Below are 24,495 nucleotides of genomic sequence, written 5' to 3' on the forward strand. Positions count from 1 at the left end.
CGGGTCCGGCTTCGCGGTCACCGTCGCCGCTGGCCTCGAAGCACTGGACGACGCCGACACCGTGATCATCCCGGGTTACGACGACATCGACGCGACCCCGGCGCCCCGCACCTTGAGGGCGCTGCGGGGGGTGCCTCTATGTCCTTCGTCAAGGCACCCCTGTCGGGTTTGGGATGGTTCGGTCTTGCTGGGGTCATGCGGCGAGCTCGACGTCCGCGGGCGTGCGGGATTCGTAGAAGGTGCCGTCGCGGAGCATGGCGAACAGGACGCTGATGCGTTGGCGGGCGAGGCGGAGGAGGGCCTGGGTGTGGGTTTTGCCGCGGGCTCGCTGGCGGTCGTAGTAGGTGCGGGAGGCGGGATCGGCGTTCATGCAGGCGAAGGCGGAGAGGAACATGGCGCGCTTGAGCTGGCGGTTTCCGCCTCGGGGTGCGTGTTCGCCGTGGATCGAGGTTCCCGACGACTTCGTGGTCGGGGCGAGTCCGGCGTAGGAGGCCAGGTGGGCGGCGCTCGGGAAGCTGGTGCCGTCGCCGACGGTGACGAGCAGGACTGCGGCGGTCCTGACGCCGACGCCAGGCATCGACGTCAGGACGGGGGAAAGAGGGTGGGCCTCCAGCAGGGCGTTGATCTGGGCTTCCAGGGCCCGGCGCTGTTCGTGGACGGCGGCCAGGGAGTGGGCCAGGGACGGGATCACGATGTCGAGGGTGCCGGTCCCGGGCACGACCACGGTCTGCTCGTCGAGGGCGTCGAAGACCTCGTCGATCAGCCGCGCGGCCATGCGCGGGGCCTTGGGCCGGATGACCTCGACGAGTCTGCGGCGGCCGGCCTTGCGCAGTGCGGCGGGGGAACCGTAGCGCTCCAGCAGCCAGGTGACGGCCTGGTGGTCGAGGCGAGGGCCCAGGACGCGCTCCAGGCTGGGGTGGAACTGGGTGAGCAGGCCGCGTATCCGGTTGGACGTGCGGGTGGCCTCGGCCGCGAGGTCCTGGTCGAAGCCGACGAGGACCGTGAGTTCGGCGGTGATCGCGTCGGTGAGTTCCAGCGAGCGCAGGGTGTGCGGCATGGTGCGGGCCGCATCCGCGATGACCGCAGCGTCCTTCGCATCGGTCTTGGCCTCGCCCGGATACAGGTCGGCGATCCGCCGCATTGCGAGTCCGGGCAGGTAGGCAACCTTGCAGCCCGCGTCCCGGGCGACCGTGAGCGGGAGGGCTCCGATGGATGCGGGCTGGTCCACGATCACCAGTACGGTGCCGAACTTCGCGGCCAGTTTGTCGAACACGGCCCGCAGTTTCGGCTCGCTGTTGGGCAGCTGCTTGTCGAAGACCTTCTTGCCGGCCGGAGTCAGCCCGTGCCCGTGATGAGAGCTCTTTCCGACGTCCAGGCCGAGGAACACGCCCACGTCTTCGGTGTCGAACATCGCGCCCTTCCAGGAGAGTTGAACGTGCCGGCCTCGGCGGTGGTGTCGTACGCGCGCATCCACGTTATGCAGACCTGCCGCCCGCGAGCTGTCCGGCATTGCGCCGGACCGGGTGGTGGCCGGACCTCTCATCAGCGTCTCCGACGGCACCTCCCGGGCCCGGTGACACCACCCCCCAGGTCATGCCTTCGACAGGGGGACACAGTCATGCCGGGCCCGGAGGCCAGCGGCCCTCTTGCAGGACCGCGGAAAACATAACGGGGGCTCACACCCGAGGCGCCCGGCTCGTCTCCATCTGCACCGGAGCCTTCGTCCTCACCGCGGCCGGACTGCTCGACGGGCGCCCGGCCACCACGCACTGGCGGCAGGCTGAGCAGTTGCGAAGGCGCTACCCTCTCGTCAACGTCCTGCCGAACCAGCTCTATGTGGACGACGGTGACATCCTCACGTCCGCCGGCGTGACGGCAGGGATCGACCTGTGCCTGCATCTGATCCGCACCGACCTGGGTGCGGCGGCGGCGAACACACGGGCACGGGATCTCGTCGCGCCGCCCCGGCGGCAGGGCAGCCAGGCTCAGTTCATCGAACAGTTCCGTCCCTGGCCGATGGCGACGAGCTCGCCTTGCTGCGGGAGTGGATGCTCGACCACCTCGCAGACCCCCTCACCGTCGACGACCTCGCGGAACGGGCCCATATGTCACGGCGGACCTTCATCCGCCGCTTCCGCGAGGAGACCGCCACCACGCCGATGGCCTGGCTGACCGGCGCACGCATCGATCGGGCGCGCGAGCTGCTGGAGGCGAGTTCCGTGCCGGTGGAACGCGTGGGCCGCTTCACCGGCCTCGGTGCCCCTGCCTCCCTGCGGGCTGTCTTCCACCGGCATCTTGGCACCTCGCCCCAGGAGTACCGGACTCAGTTCCGCCACAAGGCGCAGTCGGTTGCCTCTCCCCCTTCACATGCGTTCTTGACATTTCGTTCCACAAGTCCATACGGTTCTTGTCGGATCGGTCCAGAACTCTGGTGTCCGTTGTTCACGGCACCCCGCGCATCCCGCAGAACGGAAAAGACGCATGTCTTCGCAAGATCGGATGACCCCTCCACGAACGCAGAGAGGAGGCCCGGACAGCGACCCGAACTACGCCTCCGCCACGATCGGTCTGCGCCCCGAAGAGACCGGCGCGCGTGGCGCCCTCGTGACCATGCCGACGCAGATCGGATCGGTCGCCGGCATCGGCATCCCGATCGTCATGCTCGCCACCGCCTCCGGCGAAGCCTCTCTGAAGACCTACCGACACGCCTGGCCGGTCATGACGGCCCGCACGGCCGCCGCGGCCAGGGTGTCGCGGGGCGTATCGCAGAAAAGGGCGGTGCCTGTCCGATGACGACTTCCGTCCCTGCTCAGGCTTCCCGCACCGCGGCCCCCGGCGGCGGCCGGTCCCGCTGGCTCGGCCTGCTGGTGGTCTGCCTCGGCGTCATGATGGCCTTCGTTGACGTCACCTCCACCATCTCCGCCCTGGGCGACATCCAGGGCGACCTCCACGTCACCGCCAGCACGCTGGTATGGATCACTAGTGCGTACAGCCTCGCTGTCGTCAGCTTCGTGATGTCCGCCGGAACCTTCGGCGACCTCGTGGGGCGTCGGCGCGTGTTCAGCCTCGGTGCCGCCGTCTTCCTGGCCGGCAGCGTGCTCGCCGTCTTCGCCGACAGCGCCAGCATGCTCATCACCGCCCAGGCGATCGCGGGTCTCGGCGGCTCGGCCGTACTGCCGACGAGCCTGGCGATCGTCAGTGCCACCTTCACCGACCCGCACGAGCGCACGGCCGCGATCGGCATCTGGGCCGCGTGCTCCGGAGTGGGCCTGGCCATCGGCCCGATCCTCGCCGGTGCCCTGCTCGAACACTTCTCCTGGCACGCCGTCTACATCGCCAACCTCGTCATCGCCGGCACGGCCCTCCTCCTCGCCCCAGCCTTCGTGACCGAATCCAGACATCCCACACGCCGGCTCGATCTCGCGGGCCTCGTCCTGGGCACGGTGATGACGGCCTCGGCCACCTACGCGATCATTCAGGGCGGCGCCACGGGATACACCAAGCCGCCGATCATCACCATGTACGTGGTCTTCGCCGTGTCCCTGTTCCTGTTCGTACGCGTCGAACTCCGTCACCCCGACCCCATGCTGGACCTGCGGCTCTTCCGGAGCGCCTCCTTCTCGGCCGTGATGGGCGTTGCCGCCGTCAGCGTCTTCGGACTGGTCGGTGTCGCCCTGCTCAGCGTGCTCTACATGGAACGTGTGGGACACACCAGCCCCGTCGATGTCGGCGTGCGGCTGCTGCCGCTGTTCGGGACGTTTCTCCTGGTCACTGTGGTGGCCGCCCGGGTGTTGGTGCACCGGGTCGGCCTCACGGTCCTGATCACGGCGGGCCTGGTCCTCATCGGAGCCGGCTCTCTCGGGCTGCTCGCGACGGATGCCTCGGGAGGGTACGGGGCGGTGTGGCCCGGGCTGCTCGTGGCGGGCGTCGGAGCGGGCCTGCTCACCGCGCCTTCGACGGCAGCCGCGGTCAACAGCGTCCCGCCGCAGCAGCAGGGCATGGCATCAGCAGCGGTGAACATGGCCCGTCAGCTGGGCACGGTGCTCGGCCCCAGCGTGCTCGGAACGATCGTCACCAGTCGCTTCCCCCGCAACCTGAACGACCGTCTCGTCGAGGCAGGCATCCCCTCGCGGCAGGCGGAAGGCATTGTGGAGGGCGTGTCACATGGCGGCAGCGGGACGGGCATGCCCGCGTCCCTCGCCCGCGTGGTGGGAGCGGCAGTACCGAGGGCGTTCACCGACGCCGTGCACCTGGGAAACCTGATCGGCGGCGTCGTACTGATCGCCATGGCCGTGCCCGCGGCACTGTTCGTCCGGCAGAAGGTTCACGGTCCTCGGACATCCACCGAAGCGTAAGAGGTACGCCGAGCAGCCGGTGTTGATCGCCGAACACAACCGTCAACACCGGCACCGCCCGATGGAAGCGAGGGTAATGTTGTGCTGGCGGTTCCGTCAGCACACGTTCGTTCTGCGTGGCGAGGGTCGAAAGGCCGACGCGATGCCTTTCCTTCTGAACACCGACGAGGGCACTGTCACGTTTGGCTGACCGGATGGGATGATCTTCTGGTTGATCATGGTGGAGGGGGGTTGTCCGTGGGTAGCGCGCCGCCGTCGTACAAGGGGCACCGGTACCCGGCGGAAATCATCGCCCACTGCGTGTGGCTCTACCACCGCTTCCCGCTCAGCTTCCGCGAGGTCGAGGAGCTGATGCTCGAGCGCGGTGTCGTCGTCTCGTATGAGACGGTCCGGCGATGGTGCGTCAAGTTCGGGCAGGGCTACGCAGGCGCGCTGCGCCACCGCCGGCCCCGGCCTGGCGACAAGTGGCACCTGGACGAGGTCTTCATCAAGATCAACGGGGAGCTGAAGTACCTGTGGCGGGCCGTCGACCAGGACGGCAACGTCCTCGACATCCTTGTCCAGAACCGTCGCAACAAGGCCGCGGCTCGACGTTTCTTCCGTCGTCTGATGAAGAGGACCCGGGCGGTGCCGCGGGTGATCGTCACCGACAGGCTGCGTTCCTACGGCGCGGCCCACCGCGAGGGCATGCCCTCGGTCGAACACCGCTCACACAAGGGTCTGAACAACCGGGCGGAGAACAGTCATCAGCCCACCAGGCAGCGTGAACAGGCGATGAAAGGCTTCCGTAGTGTGGGCGCAGCGCAGCGGTTTCTGTCCGCGTTCAGCGGCATCTCACCGCACTTCCGGCCCCGCCGCCATCTGATGACAGCCTCCGACTACCGATCCGAAATGACCATCCGCTTCGCGATCTGGGACCAGGTCACCGGCATCGCGGGCCTGCCCGCCGAAGCCTGAGCACCGACCCGAGACCCGACCTCCGCCACGCCCCGACACGACGTCAGAAACCCACGCACTTAACAACGTGACAGCGCCTGATCGGCGTCCCGGCCGGGACGCCCGCGGCGGGCGTGCTCATCCGGCCGGTCTCCTCGCCCGACCAGCGCAGCGGGGGAGTTCGATGCCGGGTGCGATGTGCTCGGCCCACTCGGGGATCCAGCGCTGCTCGTGGATGTCGAACAGCGGGGTGCACTGGCTGGCGGAATGCAGGTCCAGCACGTAGGCGCCGGTCAGCCGGTGGGCGAGCCACGAGGCAGGCATGAGGAGGCGGCGGGCGCGTGCCCGAAGCGCTCCTGGTCGTGGTGGTGCCAGTGGCGCAGGTCCGCCGACGGCGCCACGTCGCGGAGCCATTCGTCCAGGTGGGCCCGTTCTTTGCTCATTCCGCGGGGCCACAGGCGGTCCACGAGCACTCGCTTGCCGTTCCGCGACGAGGTGTCCTCATAGATCCTCTGACAACTGGGAACGCCGCGTGGGCGGGGCCGCCGGCTGCGGTCCCACCCACGCGGTGCTGTCCCAGGTGACCTCCCGGGGTGTGACGTCAGCGCAGGCCGAAGGCCCGGGTGATCGTCTGCGAGACGGTGTTGCCCGCGCTGTCCCGGGCGCCGACCCGGAGGGTGACGAAGTCGGCGGACCGCGGCGCGCGCAGGTTCGTCCGCCATCCGTCGTCGCACCGGCTCAGGTCGGTCCGCTGCCAGGTCGCACCGTCGTCGTACGACACCTCGACGGTCGGCTTCCCGATGGTGGCGGTGGTGCCCGGCAGGTGCGAGGCGGTCACCGTCAGGCCAGCGTGCCGGTCGGCACGGCCGGACTTGTCGGTGTCCACGCCGTAGTCGAGCTGGATGAGCGGCAGGGACACCGCCGCATCGCTGCCGGTGACCGCGGAGGTGAAGTCCCACTCGGTCAGCGTGTGCGTCGAGTACGGGTTGGCCCAGGTGCCGCGGTCGTTGTCGAGGACCAGCCGGTAGGGCAGGCGCTCGGCGCCGAGGCCGGGAACCTGCAGGTACTCGGCGTTGCCCCAGTCGAGCTGCTGGTCGCCCTGGTAGAGCGACATCCAGTCCTTGACGTCGAAGTTCGCGCCGGCCTCGCCGACGTGACCGGAGCCCGAGTCACCCCAGCCGGGCGCGGTGATGTACATCGTGTCGAGGTAGCGCACCGGCTGGTAGTTGACCGGGCCCATGCGGGGCCGCTGGATCGGGCCGAACCAGCTGACCTTGCCGGTCTTGCGCGCCGGGTAGTTCAGCGGGTCGATCGAGTGCTGCCCGGTCTCGCCCTGGATGAAGGCGTCGTCCAGCCACGTGGTGCCGGCGGTGACCCAGTCGGTGCGCTCGCCCTGGGCGGGCGCGGTGAGCTGGTTGCCGACGGCCCAGCCGCGCCAGACGTCCGGACGGAACTCCATCGCCTTGCCCTGCCGGTAGTTCCGGAAGGAGACGTTCACCCGGCCGAGGTCCTTGGACTCCTCACGCCAGGTCGGGTCCGCCGGAACGGCGCCCGTCCAGTGGTGCACGACGTCGTAGACGTAGTCGGTCGTGGGGTGCGAGGTGACCTTCAGCGAGACCGCGCCGTGCCGGAGTTGGCCGAGCAGGTCGGCGCCCTGGTCGGCGTTGAGCGTCGCCACCGTCACCGGGGCCGGGCTCTCCGGGCTCCAGGGGTTCTCGTCCCAGGGCTGCAGGCGGCCGACGCCGTCGTTGACGACCAGCAGCAGCCGGGCGCCGGCGGCCGCGGCGGCCTCCGCCTGGGCCTTGATCCCTTCCGTGCCGGCGCCGCGCACCACGACGGCCTTGCCGCGCACGTTCTGCCGCGCGAGCTCCTCGGCCGTGCCGTCACCGGCGAAGACCGCCGTCAGGTTCCGGGTACCGGCGGGCAGCGGCGTGGCCGCGCGCTTGACCAGCGGGTCGTTGAAGGTCGTCGACTTCGTGCTCACGGTCAGCGCGGGCTGCTCGAGGCGGAAGCGGGCGCCGGTCTCGAACTCGCCGTCGGTGACCTTCTTGCCGGTCGGGAGCGCCCAGATGCTGTCGTACGACGGGTCCGGCAGCATCGACGTCTCCACCAGGCTGTCGGTGAAGGACCGGTGGGCGTCCAGGCGCGGCGCGACGGCGGTGGTCTGCTGCGGCACGCGCGCCAGGATCCGGCGTGCCTTGCGGCCGTCCAGGGTGACGGTGCGGTCCTGGTCCAGCTTCACGTCGTTGAAGGCGAGCAGCACCATGCCGCGCGAGCGCGGGCCTTCGGCGCCCTCCACGTCACCGGTGAGCCAGCCGCTGTAGCTGCCGACGGGCAGCCGCGCCGTGCCGGTGCCGGACGCGTCGAGGTCCATCACCGTGAAGAGGTGCTCGGCGGTCAGGACGACCCGGCCCTCCAGCGGCTTGCCCGAACGGTCCTTGGCGACCACGGTCAGATTCTGCCGCTGGCCCTCGCGGGCCGCGCCGATCAGGGTCCGGGCGCGGACCGCTCCGCTGCCGTCCGTACCGATGATCATGGCGCTGACCGACTGGTCGCCGCCCAGCTTGTCCAGATCCGCCGTCAGGGTGACCGTGGCGGTGCCGTGGGCGGGCACGGTGACGTGGTCGGCGGAGAGGCTGAACAACCCTGCCGGAACGGTGCCGTTGACCGCCAGGTTGAGGTTGGCCGGTGCGTCGCCGACGTTGGTGTACGTCACCGTCTGGACGTCGGTCTGCCCCGGCTTCGGCGGCCACGTGTGGAAGCCGGAGTAGGCGCTCGTGGTGGCGAAGACCGTGGTGTGCACGGCCGCCAGCGCGTCGAGTCGGCCGGCGCCCGCCTGGTACGGGGTGTACGCCGGGGTTGCCTTGGCGCTGCTGACCAGCGCCTCCTTGAGCTGGGTGCCCGTCCAGTCGGGGTGCTCCGAGGCGAGGAGCGCGGCGGCACCGGCGACGTGCGGCGTCGCCATCGACGTGCCGCTCATCGTGGTGTAGTAGCCGGAGCCACGCTTGTAGTGCGAGCGCGCCGCGACGATGTCGACGCCGGGCGCGGTGATCTCCGGCTTCAGCCCGCCGTCGCCGTCACGCGGGCCCTGGCTGGAGAAGTCGGCGAGCGTGTCGGTGGAGTCGACGGCGCCGACGGTCAGCGCGGAGTCTGCGGCACCGGGGCTGCTGATGGAGTGCGGGCCGCCGTTGCCCGCCGCGATCACGAACAACGCGCCCGTGTCGTGGCTGAGTTCGTCGACGGCCTGGCTCATCGGGTCGGTCTTGTCACCGCCGCCGCCCAGGCTCATGCTGATGATCCTGGCCTTCTGGTCGCGGGCGGCCCACTCCATGCCCGCGATGATCCAGGATTCCTGGCCGCTGCCCTCGGAGTTGAGCACCTTGCCGACGGCCAGCCGGGCGCCGGAGGCGACACCCCGCTCCTTGCCGTCGGAGGCACTGCCCGTGCCGACGATGGTCGAGGCGACGTGCGTGCCGTGGCCGTTGTAGTCGGCGATGTCGTCCTCGCCGGGGACGAAGCTGGCGCTGTCGGACACCTGCCCGACCATGTCCGGGTGTTCGGTGTCCGCGCCGCTGTCGAGCATCGCGACCTTCACGCCCTGGCCGGTGTCGCCCTCCGCCCATACCTTCTGCGCGCCGATCTGGGCGGTGGAGTCGGCCAGGTCGGCCTTCACCTTGCCGTCGAGCCACACGTTGGCGACGCCGCCCGCGAAGGACGGCTTCGCCGACCGGGCCGCCGCGCCGGAACCCCCGGTGAGCGAGGACCAGAACTCCGGTGCCTGCTTGTGGTTCTGCGCGAGGGCCGCGCCCTGGATGCTGTCCAGGCGGCGGACGTTGGTCGAGCCGGCCATCTTCGTCCGGGTGCGGGCCTTGGCGGCGGCTCCGGTGTAGCGCACGATCAGCGGCAGCCGGGAGCTGTGCGCGTCGTCATAGCCCTCGGTGATCAGCCGCGTCACGTTGAAGAGCTGCTTGTCGAGTTTGCCGGCGCTCACGTACGGCAGGGCGGCGTCGGGGTAGACATAGGTGGCGCCGTCCACGACAGCGCGGTGGAAGCCGGTGGTGGCTCCGCTCGCGGCCTGGAAGGAGCGCACGACGGTGCCGTCGGCGGCGGTCCCGATGGTGACCTTGTCACCCGTGATCAGGGTGACGGTGTGCGTGCCGGCATCGCCGGGGGTTTGGTGTCCGGCGTCGTTGTGCGACACCTCACCGGCGGAGTACGCGGACACAGCGGCAGTCGCGGGTATGACGCCGAGTGTTAGCGCGGCCGCCACGGCGAGGGCGATCGGCCCGGGCCGGGGGATGGAAACCTTGGGCAAGGAAGACTCCTGAGACGCGACGAAGAGCGAAAGATCACTGGATCCTCCGGCCTCCCCCGCCGTCGTTCAAGGGGCCACACATGTCGCTCTTGTGCCATGGCACAGTTACGCCGCGAGCAGACGGGGTCGTCGGCCACCGCGCGTCCGGGGGGACGGCGGCGGACCGCCCCATGAATTCGGCGTGTCGAGGGACGGAGCAACGGGCCTGTGGGGCATCCCGGTCGGCGGCTTGGCGCATGCCCTCCGCCGGGGCGGACGCCAGGTGCGGCGGGCCCGCGCTCTCACGTCATCGATGGGTGATGGGCCTTCCCGCGGGGGACCGACAGCCTCACAGCCGGTACCCACTCGCCGTCACTCAGCGCGTGCCCTCGCCCACCCGCACTGGTTGCGTCAACTGCGGATCCCCTGGATATCCGCGACGACGTCCACGACGCCTTCCTGACCCTCGGCTGCGCGCTCATACGCTGACCGTGCCCTTTCGTCGGCGAGTAGTGAGAGATCCTCGCCTGGTCGGAGGGCATCTTCCCGCACTTTGTTGACGGTCCCAGAGCTCGTAACACGATCTTGGCGATGTGGTCGTGGCATCGCGCTTTGCCGTCAGGCTTCGAGGTCTCGGGCGGCCTCCTCACGTTCGCACACGGTTGCCGCCGTCTGGTTGCCGGGCTCGGCACGGTCGGGGGGTTCGCGCAATTCCACACGGCATCGACCCGGGCAGGGAGCGGGTATCTGTCGAATCCGTGTCGAAGTCCGCTTACCGGGACGCCCAGTTGCGGAATCGGCGCAGTTTTCAACCTGTGGACGATGCTCTACTCGCAACGCGCCTTCTATGGGCGTGCAGATCTTTAACTCGTGGCTTTCTGCTCGGTGGTTCGTTGGTCTGGCATGAGCGGGTTGGAAGAGCAACGGGCCGTGCTGGCAGCCAAGTTCGGGGCGATTCTGCCGCGCCTCGACGAGCGGCAGCGTCGCCTGCTGATAGGGGCGGAAGCCCAATCCCTCGGCCACGGCGGGATCAGAGCAGTCGCCCGTGCCGCCGGTGCCCGTGAGGCCACGGTGTCTGTCGGTGTGCGGGAACTCGACTCCGGAGAGGCTCCGTTGGGACGGGTCCGTCGGCCCGGCGGAGGCCGCAAACGTGTCGCCGACCTGAATCCGGCCGTCCGCAAGGCGCTTCTCACGCTGGTCGAGCCCGACGTCCGCGGAGACCCCATGTCGCCGCTGCGCTGGACCACCAAATCCACCCGCAAGCTCGCCGAGCAGCTCACCCGGCAGGGCCACCGGATCTGCGCGGACACGGTGGGCGACCTTCTGCGCGAGGAGGGCTTCAGCCTGCAGAGCAACGCCAAGACCCTGGAAGGCAGCCAACACATGGTCACTTCCGAGACCCGGTCGTCCGCCACGATCTCCGTCGCGTGAGCGGAGCGAGGCTGCCGAGGGGCGGCATCTCCAGGCGGAACTGCTGGCCCGCCCAGCGCTACGGCGAGGGGGGCCGCTGCGGGGAGCGGAGCACGAGCAGGGTGATCTCGCTGGGGGCGAAGACGCGGAACGGCGGGCCCCAGAAGCCGGTGCCGCGGCTGGTGTAGAGGAGGGTGCGGGTGCCGTGGCGGCTGAGGCCGGCGAGGGCGGGCTGGTCGATGCGGACCAGGTGGTGGAAGGGCCAGATCTGGCCGCCGTGGGTGTGGCCGGAGAGTTGGAGGTCGATGCCGTCGGCTGCCGCCCTGTCGACGAACTTGGGCTGGTGGGCCAGGAGCAGGACGGGGTGGTCGGGGTCGGCGCCGTGCAGGGCTCCGGCGAGGTGGGCGCGGTGGCCGGCGAGGCCGGAGGATTCGGCGGTGACGTCGTCCACGCCGGCGACCACGAGGGTGTCGCCACCGCGTTCGAGCAGCAGATGGCGGTTGCGCAGCGGCTCCCAGCCCAGCTCGTCCATGAGGTCGACCCAGCCCTGGGCCTCGCTGTAGTACTCGTGGTTGCCGGTGACGTACACACGGGCCCGGGTGGCCTGCACGGTGCCGAGTGGGGCGGCCTGGGCGCGGCGGCGTTCGGCCGTGCCGTCCGCGATGTCGCCGGTGTGGCAGACCAGGTCGGCCTGCAGAGTGTTCACCGTCTCGCAGACCCGCGCCGACCAGCGGGCGCGGTCGAGCGGGCCGTAGTGGGTGTCGGTGATGAGGACGACGCGCGTGCCGTCCAACCCGGCCCCCAGGCGCGGAAGTTGCACGTCGAGGCGGCGTACCCGTGGTACCCGGCGGGCCTCGGCGTACCCCCAGGCGAGCAGCACGGCGGATACGCCGAGGACCGCCCAAGTGACGATCCGGGCCCGGTCCTGACCGTCGCCGACGCCACTCACGGTCAGGGCGAGCCGCAGCAGGACGCCGAGCACGACGGACCAGGTGAACAGGACCCAGATGGTGCCCAGCAGGGTGTCCCCGACGATCGCCGCCCAGTCCTGCTGCCGTCGGCCGTGGCCGCGCACCATCGCGAGCGGCATGCCGATCAGGCCGAGGGCGAACAGGGCGGTGCCGGCCAGAGTGACGGGGAGCGGCCAGTGCTGGCCGGCGTGCAGCAGCAGCCAGCAGGGCACGGTCCACAGCAGGACGGGGGCGATCAGGGGGAGGTAGCGCATCAGGCGGTGCAGTCGGCTCCGCTGGGTCTCGTGCGCTGCACTGTCGGCGGATCGGGTTTCGCTGGTGTCGGTCACGCTTCCCCTCCTTAAGCAACCGGGCTGCCGTCGCGCACTGTATCCGGCCGTCTTCGGGCCGGACGGACGGGGTGTTCATGGTGGGCAGCCCCATGCAGCGAAGGGGTCTTTGCCGGGCGGCAAGACTCCGCTGCGGCGGCCGGGGTGCCGACTACTACGGCCCCGACCCCCGGGGGGGCTGATCTCGGTCCCCGGGAACACCCTGTTCGCACGGGCGGTCGCCGGGAGGCGCATGTTCTGGCCGGACAAGCTCGACCAACCGCACGCCCTGCACTACCTGCCGGATCTCGCGCGGGCACTCGTGGTGCTGGCCGACAGCGAGGCGTCATGGGGACGGGCGTGGAACCTGCCCTCTCCCAAGCCTCTGACCGGCCGACAGTACGCCGCCGCAGCGGCCCTCGACGGCCGCACGCGCGTGAGCGCAGTACCCAAGCTCGCCCTGCGGACCGCGTGCCTGTTCGAGACCCAGGCACGCGATGTGACGGAGATCTTCTGGCAGTTCGACCGGCCGTTCCTGATCGAAGCGAGCGCCATCGAACCCACATCGGACAGCTGACCCTGACGCCCCAGGCCGACGCAGTAGCCCAGAGCATGGCTGGACCCCGGAGGGAGGCCGAGAACCACCGGCATGCTGGTTAGGGCAAGGGCTAAGTGGCTTTCGTTTGCGCGGGTCCGAGCAGCTGACGTCGGGTACTGCCGTTTCAGTCCTGGTGGCGCAGCGCCAACATCAGGGGGACGGGGACGGGAGTCGTCCGGCCGGCGGGCGTCAGCTCGCCCGTCTCCGGCCCGACGGCGAACTGGGCGACGCTGTCGGCTGTGCTGTTGTTGACGTAGAGCCATCGTCCACTGGGGTCGATGACGAAGTTGGCCGGACCGCTCACGCCCTGGCTGGTGTGGCCGATGACGGAGAGCATCCCGGTCGGGCGGTCGATCCGGTAGCCGGTGATCGTCCTCCGACATCCCAGGTCTACGTGCTCTCGACTCTCACCGTATTGAGAACGTGCGCAGCCTGGCCGGTCTCTACCTGCTCCCCGGCCCGTCCTCTCCCGTCCGCTCGCCGTCCGCCGGGCGCGCGGCTGCCCGGTGCATGCGGATCACCGCGTACGTCTCGCCGTCTCTCGGCGGCCGCGTCCATGAACGGGTGGTGAATGTGTGCAGCCGCCCGTTCGTGATGGCATGACGCGGCAGAGACGCACCGAACTCCCCGGCCACCGCTTCCAACAGCGACCGTTCCACCTCGGCCCCGTCCTCCAGGGCGCGGAAGAACCGGCTCGGGTCCAGCGCCCGCGGTATCTCCCCGCTCTGCCGGATCTCCCTGTCCACGTACGTGAATGCGTACTGCTCGGCACCGTCTTGCGCCACCGAAAGGTGGAAGAACGGTTCCCCGCGCCATGTCCTCAGGCCGCTCCACACCACCACCGCACGGGTGCCCGCGCTGGCGGCCGCGGCCGGGGAGACGAACCGACGCTGGTCGAACGGGGCGGGATCGCCGTCGAAGGCGAAGCTCCAACCGGTGCCGGTCCGGCCGACCGTCATGAGAGCCCTGTCGTCGTAGGACGAGAACTCCCTCTGGTTGTGCGGCGATCTGTGGCGCGCCTCCCAGAGGGTCGTGGGTCCGTTCAGCACGGTGCCGTCCCCGTCCGCGAGACGTCCGGGCAACTCCTCCGGCTCCACCCCCTCCACCAGGACGAACCGGTAGGACGTGCGGTTGTTGCCCGGGTCCGGCTCCGCGAGCCACGCCAGGTCGCTCGGGTCGAGCCCGGCCGTCGGCCTCGGTGCCTCACCCGCCTGCCCGCCCCTCGGCGTGGACAGCAGCTCCCGGCCCCGCTCCGGGGTCAGCAGCGGCCCGAGCACCGGGTCGGCCACCCACCCCAGCGGCGCCAGGTGGTCCGGTCCCAGCGGCTCCCACAGGGGCAGAGCATTTACCAGCGCCCGCCATGCCCCGTCGGTGTCTCCCCACCGCGCCAGCTCCCGCGCCCGCTCGACCCCCTCCCCGAACGGTCCGGCCGCCGTGTACCGGTACGTGCCATTCCTCACCTGATCCAGCGTCGCGTAAGCGAGCGACACCACGTCGTCGTCGGCGCCCCGCAGATGGAACGTCAGCGTGGAGTCGTCCCGGTACGAGTGCGCCGCGTGCTCGGCGACCAGCGGTGGCAGCAGCTCGGGCGCGCACTGCGGGTCCGTCACCAGGTCGTCGAAGTACACCATGTAGGTCCGTCCGAGCAGGCGGCGTATCTGGTCGCCCAGCCCTGCGGCCGCCACGGCGTCCCGGGCGGCGAACAGCTCTCGCGCGCCGGGCAGCGGCCGGTCAGGGTGTCTGCGGCAGAGCTCGCCCCGTCGCCTCGGCTTCCTTCGGCGCGGCGGGTCCCGCCTGCTCGGGGCCCTGGCCCCGCCCTCGGCTGAGCTGCGCCCCGACCGCCGAGGTCACCAGGCTCAGCGCCGCGGCTGTGTACCAGACGACCCGGAAGTCGTGGTGCGAGGTGGCGTCGACATGGGAGCCGACGACCGCGACCAGGACGGCGACGCCGATCGTGGCCGAGATCTGGCGCACTGAGTTGACCAGCGCCGACCCGGTCGCCGCACGGTGTCCCGGTACCGCGTGCACGCCGGCGGCCACCAGTGTGCCCAGGGCCAGGCCCACTCCCGCACCGGTCAGCAGCTGGCTGGGCAGCAGCTCATTCACGTAGTCCGGTGTGACCGACGCGAAGATCGCGAACCAGACCATGCCACCGGCGAACAGCACGCCGCCCGCCGCGATCAGCGGTCCCTGCCCGAAGCGCTGCGCGGCGCGGGTGGTCAGCACGGTGACGACGGGCACGAGCGCGGGGCCGGGAGCCAGGGCGAGACCGGTGCGCAGCGCACTCCAGTGCCAGACTTCCTGACACCACAGCACGTTCGACAGCAGCATGATCGAGAAGGCCACGCCGAACAGGAGGCTGCCCGCGTTCGCCGCACCGAAGCGCGGCAGCCGCAGCAGGTCCAGCTCGAACAGCGGACGGGGGTGCCGCAGGGACCGGAGCACGAACGCGGCGCCGCCGATCACGCCGACGGCCAGCAGCAGTACGGTCTCGCCGCTCGTCCAGCCCTGGTCGGGTGCCTGCACCAGCGCCCCGGACAGCGACGCGATCGAGACGATGACCAGCAGGGCGCCGAAGAGGTCGGGCAGCGGCCCGGTCTCCCGCGCGGCCGGCTTCGGCAGTGCGGATCGGCCGACGACGAACGCCGCGATGCCAATGGGCAGGTTGACGGCGAAGACCCACCGCCAGTCCACCTCGGTCAGCAGGCCACCGGCGACGGGCCCGGCGGCCGCGGCTAGTCCGCCGACCCCGGCCCAGCCGCGGGTGGCCTGGGTGCGGCGCTCGGCCGGCACCGCCGCCAGCAGCAGGGCCAGGGAGGTCGGGATCTGGGCCGACGCCCCTACGGCCTGCACCACCCGGGCCACGATGAGGGTTCCCAGGTTCGGGGCCAGGGCACAGCCCAGCGACGCGAGCGTGAAGACGGCGATCCCGGCGAGGAAGACCGGCCGCTGCCCTATGCGGTCACCGGCACGCCCGGCCACCACCAGCAGCGCGGCGAAGGTGATCGCGTAGGCGTTGAGGACCCAGGACAGCGATCCGAGGCCCGCTGCGCCGCCGCCTCCGGAGAAGTCCTCTCCCACGGCGGGCAGCGCGACGTTGACGATCAGCAGATCCAGGTTGGTCATGAAGACGGCCACCAGGACGACTGCGGCGGCCGCCCGGGGGTGCTTTGAAAACCGAAGCAGTGTGGACATGGTGCAACCCAAACACAGGGTGGTTTGAAAATCAAACCCTGCCGGGTGATACTGGGAAGATGACCACGCCTATCGACCCCCGGGACATGGCGGGGCGCCCGTGCTCCCTCGCCGCGGCCCTCCAGATCATCGGTGACCGCTGGGCCCTGCCGGCGATCCGCGAGGTCATGCTCGGCAACCACCGCTTCCGGCAGATCGCCAGAAACACCGGCGCTCCCACGGACCGGCTCGCCGCGCGCCTGAAGGCGCTGGTGGAGAGCGGCGTCCTCGAACGGCGCCCGCTGCCGGACGACGCCCGCTACAGCGGCTACTACCTGACGGAGGCCGGGCGCGATCTGGGGGCCATCACCCGCGAGCTGATCGGCTGGGGCGACCGCTGGGTCGTCACCGCACCGCCCGCCCGGATCCGGCACCGGGATCACGACCTCGTCACCCACACGGTGTGCGAGACCTGCGGCGAGCGGGTCCACGGGGAAGATGTCCACCGGGACGACCTCGTGCCCGGCTGGGACCAGTCGGGCCCGGTGACGACCCCGTAGACCGAACGGCCCCACCGCGGCGAAACGAAGGTCCGGCATGATCAACGGCGCCCACGTCATCCTCTACAGCCAGGACGCGGAGGCCGACCACGCGTGGTGCCTGGTCGCAGGGGCTGGTGGAATCATTCGCCGGGACGACCGCGTTCCCCCCGCGGAAACCCGGGCGGAGGCGGCCCGGATGGTGAGAAAGGTGGCGACATGCTGGAGACGGTGGGCCTGACGGCCGACGAGAGCGAGGTGTACCGTCTTCTGGTCGCCACCGGGACGGCGTCCGCTCAGGACATCTCCGGCCGCTCGGCCCTCGACGTCGTGACCGCGCGGCTACTGCTGCGCGCGCTGGAGCACAAGGGCCTGGCGTCGGCGGTCGAGGACAGTCCCGAATGGTTCACGGCCGTGCCGCCGCAGGTGGCCCTCATGCCCCGGCTCCAACGTCACTTCGACGTTCTGGAACAGACCCGGGCCGCCGTCTACGAACTGGCGGAGACACACCGCCGCAGCGCATGGGCCCGGAGCACGGGCGAGGCCGTCGAGATCATCACTGGCGCGGCGGCACTGCGCCAGCATCTGCGCCAGCTCCAGCACGGCGCCGGCAGCGAGATGATGTGGTTCGTGAAGGCCCAGTACGTGGCCATGTCACCGGAGAGCAATCAGGAGGAGTTCGACGCGCTGGACCGGGGCGTGCTCTACAGAGCCCTGTACGAACAGGCGTACTTCGACGACCCCGACTCGGTGGACTACGTCGTCAAGGGCGTGTGCGCCGGAGAGGTCGCCCGGGCGGTGCCTCTGCTGCCGCTGCGGATGGCGATCGCCGACCGCTCGGTGGCCATCCTGCCGCTGGCCGCCTCGGGCACGTCCCGCAACCCCCGGGAACTGCGGGCCGTGGTGGTGCGGGAGAGCAGCCTGCTGGACGCGCTCATCGCCCTGTTCGAACACCACTGGGAGATCGGTGCCCCGCTCCGGGTGACCGAGGAGGGCCAAATCGGTGGCGCCGGCACCACGGATGCCGCCTCGCCGGTCGGGGAGGACCGGCACCTGCTCTCCCTGATGGTCGCCGGTATGACGGACGAGGCGATAGCCGGACAGCTGCGGGTCAGCAAGCGCACCGTCCAGCGGCGCATCCAGGGCTTGATGAGTCTGGCGGGCGTCGCGACCCGTATGCAGCTGGGCTGGCACGCGGCGCGCCGCGACTGGCTCTGAGCACGGCGGACGCCGCAACGCACACGAACAGGGCCCGCCGGACGTGTCCGGCGGGCCCTGTTCGTGTGCGTTGCGGCCGCTGCGGCCAGCCTGCGCTACTCGCAAAAGCAGCTACTCGAGGACGTGACTGCTCCGCGACGGCGGCTACTTGAGCAAGTAGCCCTTGATGACGGTCTCCTTGAAGGAGTTGCCCGCCGCGTCCTTGACGTAGACGCGCAGGCTGACCGAGCCGCCCGCGGCGTGGCGCGGGTGCTCCACGGTCACGGTGCGCTCCATGCCGGAGCCCTTGACCCGCACCGACTGCCAGGTCTTCCCCTCGTCGAAGGAGACCTCGGTGGTGAAGACGCGGATGGGCGACGCCGGGGCGCCGGCCGTCCGCTGGATCAGGACCGGGATGTCGAGCTTGCGGCCGGCCTCGGCCCGGTTCCACTCGTCCAGCTTCGGCGACATACGGACCGCGTACAGCGGCAGCGCCTGCCGGGTCGCCGTGGTCTGCGACCGGAACCGCCATTCCGCCCGCACACTCGTGGAGACGGAGCTGGGGGCCATGTCACGGTTGTGCTCGACCGTCAGACGGTAGTCGGCGGGGGTGGCGTCGGCCGGGACGTCGCTCATGCTCCAGTCCTGTGAGACGAGCTCGCCGTTGCGCCACAGTTTCACCTCGGGCAGGCCGGACGTGGTGTCGGCCACCAGGTCGAGGTTGCCGTTGGCGGCCGACTGGAAGGGCCGGAACATCGTGTCGCCCTCACGGAAGGCGGCCATCTGGGAGGAGAGGCCCACGGCCTGGATCCCGCCGTTCCAGCGCTCCTCGACCTGGGAGCCGGCCTTGTAGCCGTGCAGGTCGCTGAGGTAGCTCTGCCCGTGCGCGTTCGGGTCGAGGAAGCTGTTCTGGTCGAAGGCCGTCTGCCAGCGCACGCCGTCGCCCGCCGAGAAGTAGTCGACGCGCCGGGCCGGGACCGGAATCCCCTCCATCGCCCGTCCACTGAAGCGGACGTTGCCGACGTACGTCCACACGATGCGCGTGGCCGTGGTTCCCGGCGTGGTGGCGGCGAACGTGGTGTTCACCCTGGCCAGCTCCGACTTACGGGGGTTGTAGGCGGGGTCCGCCGGGATGGCGCCGTGCACCGGTCGCGTGAGGTAGTAGACCGAGGCGGGGTTTCCGTCCGCGCCGGCCGGGTCGCCCCAGACGCTGGTGACGAGGTAGGTGAACTTCGAGTCCTTGTACTGGGCCGTCGGCACCGCGTACACGCCGTCGATGTGGTCCGTGCCGATCGCGTTGTACATGGTGACCGAGAGAAGCTGGTCGGCCATGCTGATCGTGCCGATCTCGGCCGACATGATGCGCGCGGAGCGGCTCGGTGCCGACACCGTGACGGGCTTCGCCTTCCGGGCGTCGATGGTCACCTGCTGGTCGGCGCTCATCACGACCTTCGGCACACCGACGATGGTGCCCTCGGTGAAGGAGGCGTCGAAGTAGAAGCCGCTCACCGAGTAGGTGTCCTTCGGCAGCCGCACCACCGTGCTGCTCTTGCCGAGCGCCTCGACCTCGTACGCCTTGCCGTCGGCCGAGTTGACCAGCAGGTAGGCGTTGTCGGGGGCGGCGCCCGTGCGGCTCTTCATGTCGAGGCGCAGGTCGTAGGACGGCTGCTCGACGTCCATGCCGAACGGGACGCGCACCGACGCCTGGTTGTCCGCGGTACTCGCGGTCACCACACCGCTGTAGGCGGCGTACGTCGTGGTGGCTTCCGGGGTCGCGGTGAGGGTGACGGCCGCGGTTCCGTGCGCGGGCACGGTGACCGTGTCGGCACTGAGCCGGAACAGGCCGGCGGGAGCGGGCACGTCCTTCTTCCCGCTGCTCGGGTTGTCCTTCAGCTGAAGGGTGACCGGCGCTGCGCCCGGGTTGCGGTAGGTGATGGTCTTGGTCACCGGGGGACGCTTGCCGTCCGTCCAGCGGATCAGCCCGAAGTCCAGTGTGGTGGTGTCGGCGGTGACGTCTTGGTCGACCGCCCGGGCGACGTCGACGCGTCCGGCGCCCTGGAAGTACGCGCCGTGCTCCTTGGCGCCGGTCGCCGACTGCATCAGCTGGCGCTTGACCTGCTCCGCCGTCCAGTCCGGGTGCTCCTGGAACAGGATGGCGGCGGCTCCGGTCACATGGGGCGTGGCCATGGACGTGCCGCTCATCGCGACATAGCCGTCGTCGGCGGTGGTGCCGCCCGCCCTCGCGGCGACGACGTTGACGCCGGGGGCGATGATGTCCGGCTTGAGGCCGGAGTCGCCCACCCGCGGGCCGACCGAGCTGAAGACGGCGAGGTCGTCGTCCTCCTCGGCCGCGCCGACGGCCAGCGCCCGGTCGTCGGAGGCGGGCGAGGAGACCTTGTCGGGACCGCTGTTGCCGGCCGCGGCCACGACCAGCGTGCCGTAGTCACGGGTCACGGTGTCGACCATGGCCTCGAGGGCGTCGGTCTCCGGTGTGTCCGTGTCGCCCAGGCTGAGGTTGATCACCTTGGCGCCGTGCTGGGCGGCCCAGGCCAGGCCCTCGACGATGTCGGAGTTGTCGCAGTTGCCGTCCGCCGTGCACACCTTGCCGGACAGGATCTGCACACCGGGTGCCACACCCTTGTAGCGGCCGCCGGAGGCCGCGCCGGAACCGGCGACCGTGGAGGTCACATGGGTGCCGTGACCGTTCAGGTCGTCGGTGTTCGGCTCGGTGGTGAAGTTCGCGGACTCGGTGACGAGGCCCTTGAGGTCCGGGTGGTTGGGGTCGTAACCGGTGTCGAGCACGGCGACCTTGACGCCGGTGCCGGTGTAGCCCTTCTCCCAGGCGTGCGGGGCCCCGATGCGCGGCACCGTCCTGTCGAGCTGGATCCTTGAGTGGCCGTCCAGCCAGACCCGGCGCACACCCGCTCCGAAGGACGTGGCGTCCGCCCGGCCGGGGGCGATGCCCTTCCAGAATCCGGCGGCGTCCGCGCGGTGTTCGCCGAGGGTCGCGAAGGGGGTCCCGCCGATGGGGCGGACGGTGTCGGCACCGGCGGCGGTCAGCTGTCGCCGGGCGGTGCCCGCGTCCCCCGCGTACTCGACGATCAGCGGCAGGCTCGACCGCTGTGCGTACTTGCCCCGGAGCAGGGCGGAGACGTTGAACAGCGCCTTGTCGAGGCGGCCCGTCGCGAGCATCGGGAGCGTGTCGGCGGGTATGACCGTCCAGTCGCGACCGGCCTGGCGCTTGATGAACGCGACTCGTTCGCGGCCCTCGGCGGGCTCGACCGACACACTCTGCTTGCCCGAGGTGTCCGTCTCCAGCGTGACGCGGTCGCCGGTGATCAGGGTGAGCTGATGCCGGGAGGTGATCGGCGACCGGGCCGCTCCGGTCTGCGCGGCGGCTTCCGTTCGCCCGGTGTGCGGGCCGAGGTCCTGAGCGGCGCCGGGGGCGGCGGTCAGACCGGCCACGAGCGCCACGAGGGCGGCGGCTGCCACCGTATGCCGAGGCCGGGGAGGGTGGATCCCGCGGCGCCACCTGTTGTTCATGTCTCTCATGGGAGGACAGCGTGGTGCCGTCAAGTGCCGAGGTCAGCAGTTTGCCCTGTCCACCAGGCGTCAAGTCACCTTTACGCCAACCCCTATACTTCATAAAGAGGGTAAAAGTGGCCAGGTCGGCGGCTCATGGACGAACCGAGCGAGCCGCTCCCCGGGTGGTGTCAAGCCGGCCGCCGGAGATCACGCACAGTCTTTCCTTCCCGGCTCGACCGGAAGCCCTTCGGCTGCCCTCGGCGGCGAGTACTGTGCCGCAGCCCAGAGTCCAGAGCCACGCCGCAGCGGAGGCCGCCCCACATGAGGGTGTTCGCAGCGGCTGTGCTTGGTGGTGGAGCCGTTCGGACACTATGGCCCTTCATGTCGGCGCCCTGCAGCCCCGGTAACTGACAGTGCCTGCCCGTCAGCTGTGGCGGAGTGGGTGCAAGCCGCGCGCTGCCGCTAGGGTGTCCGGCAAATCCGGAATGCCCGAGGAAATATCAATGGCTCGTCCATCTGCGCTCAAGCTCGCCGAAGTCCTAGCGGAAATCCGGATGAGCCCGTCGGCCTTTTATCGCCTACGCGCTCGCGGTCAGGCACCCCGAATGATCAAGCTACCCAATGGTGAACTGCGCTGCCGCCGCGCCGACCTGGACGCGTGGTGGGACGCGTGTGAAAGGGATACGCCTGCATGGCGATGAGTTACAAGGTCCGGTTCTGGGAGATCCGCGAGCGGCCGGATCGGCGCAAGGGATTTGAGGTCCGTTGGACTGTTAGTGGACGTGAGAAGTCCGAGTCCTTTCTCACCAAAGAGCTCGCGGAGAGTCGGCGTGCCAAGCTGATGACCGCCGCTCGCGACGGCGAACCCTTCGACACCCAGTCAGGTCTGCCGGCCTCCGAAATCCGGGCCTTGAAGCAGCGGACCACTTGGTACGTTCTGGCCCGGGAGTACATCGAGCAACGGTGGGACCGAACCCCGGGAAATACGCGCCGCACCCTTGCAGACGCCTTGGCTACTGAAGTCTTCTCAGCAACGTGACGGTTGCGGTGTGTGACGCTGCCGGACGGCGCGGGATGGTGACTCGGCGTCAGACATGAGTGAAGCCCCTGGTAGGAACGGGTCTGCGAAGATCACGTTCCGCACAACCAGAGGCTCCACGTGGCGTCCAGTATCACCTACACCGCCGTGCTCCATGTCCGCAGGGCGACCGCCGAGCATCTCGCGAAGCTGCTGCGCGGGCACCGCGAACAGCTCGGGACCCGCAAGGGCACTCGCGCGCTGGGCGTCTTCCGGCAGGCGGTGCTCGTGCTGCGCTGGTTCGTCGACGGTACCCGGCTGGTCCAACTCGCCCGGGACAACGGCATCTCGGTACCGACCGCCTACCGCTACCTGCACGAAGGGCTGACGGTGCTCGCCGACCACGCTCCCGATCTGTCCACCGCGCTGGAGAGGGCGGCGGCTGTCAATCCCCTCGAACTGTGGAGATCTTCTAAGCGGCCCGCTCCAAGGCGGAGTTGGCCCGGTGGTCGTGCTCGTAGTCGATCGGACTCTGATATCCACACACGCTGTGTAGTCGGTGCGTGTTGTAGAAGCCGGTGATCCAGCTCGCGATCCGCAGTCGAGCCTCGGTGCGGGTGGCGAACGTGTGCCGGTAGACGTACTCGACCTTGAGCACGCTGTTGAACGCCTCGCTGACGGCGTTGTCGAAACACGACCCGACGCGGCCCATGGACTGGGTCACGCCCAAGCGACGACAGGCCCGGCGAAAGCGCCGGGAGCCGCTCAGGTTCAAGGAGTCGTTGCAACACTGTCTGTCAACAAGCGTAGCTGCTCGCTCAATGCCTCGCCGGGCGTCTTCCAGGCGAGGGTCTTGCGGGGGCGGCTGTTGAGCCTTCGGCACCGCTGACCGGCTGGCCGGCTTCGCCGGCCTGGCCCCCAGACCCCGTGACTCCGGCCGCGTCAGCGGCAATCTGCACCGGCCTCGGCGCTACCACCGCGGGCTACTGCGAGCCATGTACCTGTCGGCCATGGTCAGCCTAAAGTGCTGCCCCGCGTCCAAGGCCTACTACGACCGCAAGCGCAACGAGGGCAAGAGTCACAAACAGGCTCTGCTGGCCCTCGCCCGCCGCCGCGTCAACGTCCTGTGGGCGATGATCCGTGACGGAGAGTGCTACCAGCCCGCACAACCCGCTGCCGCGGCGGCTTGACAACAAGATTGGGAAGCTCCATCTCCAGCTCGCGTATCCGCTTGTTCTTCTCCGACATCTCCCGCCGCAGCCGCTCCAGCTCGGCGCGCTCGGCCTCGCGCATCCGTCCACCCGGCGGCGCGGGCTCGGTCGGCCGGTCGGACGACGCCGACCCGTTGCGCCGCCACCGCGACACCCAGCTGTGCAACGTGCCGGAGTGCACGCCGAGTTCCTCGGCGACCTCCGGGATCGGCCTGCCGGTCTCGATCACGATGCGTACAGCCCCCTCACGAAACTCAGGCGTGTACGTCCGTTGCTTGGACCCCATGAACCCCAACTTCCCCTGCAATCACGGACTCCACGCTACGAGGGGAGGGACATTTGACGCCTCCCCCCGCAGGGCGACGCCGAAGGGCCACAAAACCTTCACCATCTGCACAGCACCGCATCAAGTGGGTCTACCTACATCAACCTCACCCTCTGCGCTCGTGGCGCACATAAACGCCAAGCTGAGATCAGCCCTCTGGCATTGCCTGCTTGGGACCATGTGCCGGTGTGGCGCTTGTCGCGGCCGTAGATGACGGTCGCCTTTCCGCGGCCGGGAGTGCGGCGGTCCATCTCGAACAACGAGCCCATCGCCGCCCCCAAGGTCGTGACGACACCGTAGGAGACACCCGCCAGAACCGCAGCCAGAGGTTCAAGTTCCCAGCTCAGACAGTCTCCCCAAGGGAGAGCTAAGAAACTACACCCGTTGACGAATGGCTTATCCGAATAGGCCGCTACCCAGGTACTTGTAGCCGGAGTCGGGTGCCAGCGTGACGACGGCCGCCTCTCGCGGCAGTTGGGCCGCGAGGCGCACCGCCCCATAGACGTTGGCACCGCCTGAGCCTGGATCCACCGGCTTGATGTCTGTGGACAGTTTCTCGGGGAACGAAGAAGTGCCTTGTGACCTGCGATGATGGGGTTTCTCTAGGACCACATCAGGCACGATCAGCAAGGCA

Annotated in this window: 18 protein-coding genes and 6 pseudogenes; 13 read left to right on the forward strand and 11 right to left on the reverse strand. The window is 69.8% G+C overall.

Annotated elements, in window-relative coordinates:
* Positions 1–193 precede the first annotated feature (193 nt).
* Positions 194–1,411 (reverse strand): IS110 family transposase, encoded by a 1,218-nt coding sequence (locus OG819_RS51180; protein WP_266655822.1) that lies wholly within the window; start codon positions 1,409–1,411, stop codon positions 194–196.
* 182 nt (positions 1,412–1,593) lie between these two features.
* Here OG819_RS51180 and OG819_RS59400 point away from each other — a divergent pair, with 182 nt between their 5' ends.
* The 5 genes and pseudogenes from OG819_RS59400 to OG819_RS51195 all read left to right on the forward strand — a co-directional run bounded on the left by OG819_RS59400 (position 1,594) and on the right by OG819_RS51195 (position 5,312).
* Complete coding sequence (locus OG819_RS59400; protein WP_353963272.1) at positions 1,594–2,172, forward strand: DJ-1/PfpI family protein; 579 nt, start codon at positions 1,594–1,596, stop codon at positions 2,170–2,172.
* Positions 2,106–2,264, forward strand: a pseudogene (locus OG819_RS59405) (helix-turn-helix domain-containing protein); the annotation flags it as partial. The gene OG819_RS59400 and the pseudogene OG819_RS59405, both read left to right, overlap by 67 nt.
* A gap of 217 nt (positions 2,265–2,481) precedes the next feature.
* Positions 2,482–2,793 carry a hypothetical protein gene (locus tag OG819_RS51185; protein ID WP_266656761.1) on the forward strand — a complete coding sequence of 104 codons (312 nt, stop codon included), beginning with the start codon at positions 2,482–2,484 and terminating at the stop codon, positions 2,791–2,793.
* The gene (locus tag OG819_RS51190) at positions 2,790–4,355 is read left to right on the forward strand and encodes an MFS transporter (RefSeq protein ID WP_266656763.1); all 1,566 of its coding nucleotides are present in this window, start codon (positions 2,790–2,792) and stop codon (positions 4,353–4,355) included. The genes OG819_RS51185 and OG819_RS51190 overlap by 4 nt, the downstream gene beginning before the upstream one ends.
* 231 nt (positions 4,356–4,586) lie before the next feature.
* Positions 4,587–5,312, forward strand: coding sequence for an IS6 family transposase (locus OG819_RS51195; protein ID WP_266656277.1), 726 nt, complete (start codon positions 4,587–4,589; stop codon positions 5,310–5,312).
* A 117-nt stretch (positions 5,313–5,429) separates the two neighbouring features.
* Here the strand turns inward: OG819_RS51195 and OG819_RS51200 are convergent, their stop codons facing one another.
* The 3 genes and pseudogenes from OG819_RS51200 to OG819_RS51210 form a co-directional block, all read right to left on the reverse strand.
* The gene (locus OG819_RS51200; RefSeq protein WP_266635472.1) at positions 5,430–5,615 is read right to left on the reverse strand and encodes a hypothetical protein; all 186 of its coding nucleotides are present in this window, start codon (positions 5,613–5,615) and stop codon (positions 5,430–5,432) included.
* Between the two features lie 23 nt (positions 5,616–5,638).
* Positions 5,639–5,800, reverse strand: a pseudogene (locus tag OG819_RS51205) (DUF488 domain-containing protein); the annotation flags it as partial.
* A 92-nt stretch (positions 5,801–5,892) separates the two neighbouring features.
* The gene (locus OG819_RS51210; RefSeq protein WP_266656765.1) at positions 5,893–9,606 is read right to left on the reverse strand and encodes a S8 family serine peptidase; all 3,714 of its coding nucleotides are present in this window, start codon (positions 9,604–9,606) and stop codon (positions 5,893–5,895) included.
* Positions 9,607–10,488: 882 nt separating this feature from the next.
* Here OG819_RS51210 and OG819_RS51215 point away from each other — a divergent pair.
* A pseudogene (locus tag OG819_RS51215) lies at positions 10,489–10,968 on the forward strand (ISAzo13 family transposase); the annotation flags it as partial.
* Between the two features lie 106 nt (positions 10,969–11,074).
* Here OG819_RS51215 and OG819_RS51220 read toward each other — a convergent pair.
* On the reverse strand, positions 11,075–12,295 hold the full coding sequence (locus OG819_RS51220; RefSeq protein ID WP_266656767.1) for a metallophosphoesterase: 1,221 nt from the start codon (positions 12,293–12,295) through the stop codon (positions 11,075–11,077).
* Between the two features lie 232 nt (positions 12,296–12,527).
* On the opposite strand from OG819_RS51220, the gene OG819_RS51225 reads away from it, so the two are divergent.
* Positions 12,528–12,851: a hypothetical protein gene (locus OG819_RS51225; RefSeq protein WP_266656769.1), complete on the forward strand. Its 324-nt coding sequence runs from the start codon at positions 12,528–12,530 to the stop codon at positions 12,849–12,851.
* A 145-nt stretch (positions 12,852–12,996) separates the two neighbouring features.
* Here OG819_RS51225 and OG819_RS51230 read toward each other — a convergent pair whose 3' ends face one another.
* The 3 genes and pseudogenes from OG819_RS51230 to OG819_RS51240 all read right to left on the reverse strand — a co-directional run bounded on the left by OG819_RS51230 (position 12,997) and on the right by OG819_RS51240 (position 16,067).
* The gene (locus tag OG819_RS51230) at positions 12,997–13,260 is read right to left on the reverse strand and encodes a beta-propeller fold lactonase family protein (protein ID WP_323139483.1); all 264 of its coding nucleotides are present in this window, start codon (positions 13,258–13,260) and stop codon (positions 12,997–12,999) included.
* A gap of 55 nt (positions 13,261–13,315) precedes the next feature.
* Positions 13,316–14,551: pseudogene (locus tag OG819_RS51235) on the reverse strand (SMI1/KNR4 family protein); the annotation flags it as partial.
* Positions 14,552–14,603: 52 nt separating this feature from the next.
* Positions 14,604–16,067, reverse strand: a complete 1,464-nt coding sequence (locus OG819_RS51240) for an MFS transporter (RefSeq protein ID WP_266656771.1) — start codon at positions 16,065–16,067, stop codon at positions 14,604–14,606.
* Between the two features lie 59 nt (positions 16,068–16,126).
* On the opposite strand from OG819_RS51240, the gene OG819_RS51245 reads away from it, so the two are divergent.
* Together OG819_RS51245 and OG819_RS51250 are read left to right on the forward strand one after the other, a co-directional pair.
* On the forward strand, positions 16,127–16,606 hold the full coding sequence (locus OG819_RS51245) for a helix-turn-helix domain-containing protein (protein ID WP_266656773.1): 480 nt from the start codon (positions 16,127–16,129) through the stop codon (positions 16,604–16,606).
* 198 nt (positions 16,607–16,804) lie between these two features.
* Entirely contained in the window at positions 16,805–17,803 is a 999-nt protein-coding gene (locus tag OG819_RS51250; RefSeq protein ID WP_266656775.1) for a helix-turn-helix domain-containing protein, read from the forward strand.
* Between the two features lie 144 nt (positions 17,804–17,947).
* On the opposite strand, the gene OG819_RS51255 is transcribed toward OG819_RS51250, so the two are convergent.
* Positions 17,948–21,325 (reverse strand): S8 family serine peptidase, encoded by a 3,378-nt coding sequence (locus OG819_RS51255; RefSeq protein ID WP_266656777.1) that lies wholly within the window; start codon positions 21,323–21,325, stop codon positions 17,948–17,950.
* 485 nt (positions 21,326–21,810) lie between these two features.
* Between OG819_RS51255 and OG819_RS51260 the strand changes: the two genes are divergently transcribed.
* From OG819_RS51260 to OG819_RS51270, 3 genes and pseudogenes are all read left to right on the forward strand, one after another.
* Positions 21,811–22,008 carry a helix-turn-helix domain-containing protein gene (locus tag OG819_RS51260; RefSeq protein ID WP_266656779.1) on the forward strand — a complete coding sequence of 66 codons (198 nt, stop codon included), beginning with the start codon at positions 21,811–21,813 and terminating at the stop codon, positions 22,006–22,008.
* Positions 21,999–22,346 (forward strand): hypothetical protein, encoded by a 348-nt coding sequence (locus OG819_RS51265; RefSeq protein WP_266656781.1) that lies wholly within the window; start codon positions 21,999–22,001, stop codon positions 22,344–22,346. Before OG819_RS51260 ends, OG819_RS51265 begins: the two co-directional genes overlap by 10 nt.
* A gap of 189 nt (positions 22,347–22,535) precedes the next feature.
* Positions 22,536–22,754 (forward strand): annotated as a pseudogene (locus tag OG819_RS51270) (IS5/IS1182 family transposase); the annotation flags it as partial.
* 43 nt (positions 22,755–22,797) lie between these two features.
* Here the strand turns inward: OG819_RS51270 and OG819_RS51275 are convergent.
* On the reverse strand, positions 22,798–23,049 hold the full coding sequence (locus OG819_RS51275; RefSeq protein ID WP_266656783.1) for an integrase core domain-containing protein: 252 nt from the start codon (positions 23,047–23,049) through the stop codon (positions 22,798–22,800).
* A gap of 151 nt (positions 23,050–23,200) precedes the next feature.
* Here OG819_RS51275 and OG819_RS51280 point away from each other — a divergent pair.
* A pseudogene (locus OG819_RS51280) lies at positions 23,201–23,515 on the forward strand (transposase); the annotation flags it as partial.
* Here the strand turns inward: OG819_RS51280 and OG819_RS51285 are convergent.
* Positions 23,442–23,822: a transposase gene (locus OG819_RS51285; protein ID WP_266623300.1), complete on the reverse strand. Its 381-nt coding sequence runs from the start codon at positions 23,820–23,822 to the stop codon at positions 23,442–23,444. The pseudogene OG819_RS51280 and the gene OG819_RS51285 overlap by 74 nt on opposite strands.
* Positions 23,823–24,495: the final 673 nt, after the last annotated feature.

It is taken from the genome of Streptomyces sp. NBC_01549, assembly GCF_026339955.1.
GTDB lineage: Bacteria > Actinomycetota > Actinomycetes > Streptomycetales > Streptomycetaceae > Streptomyces.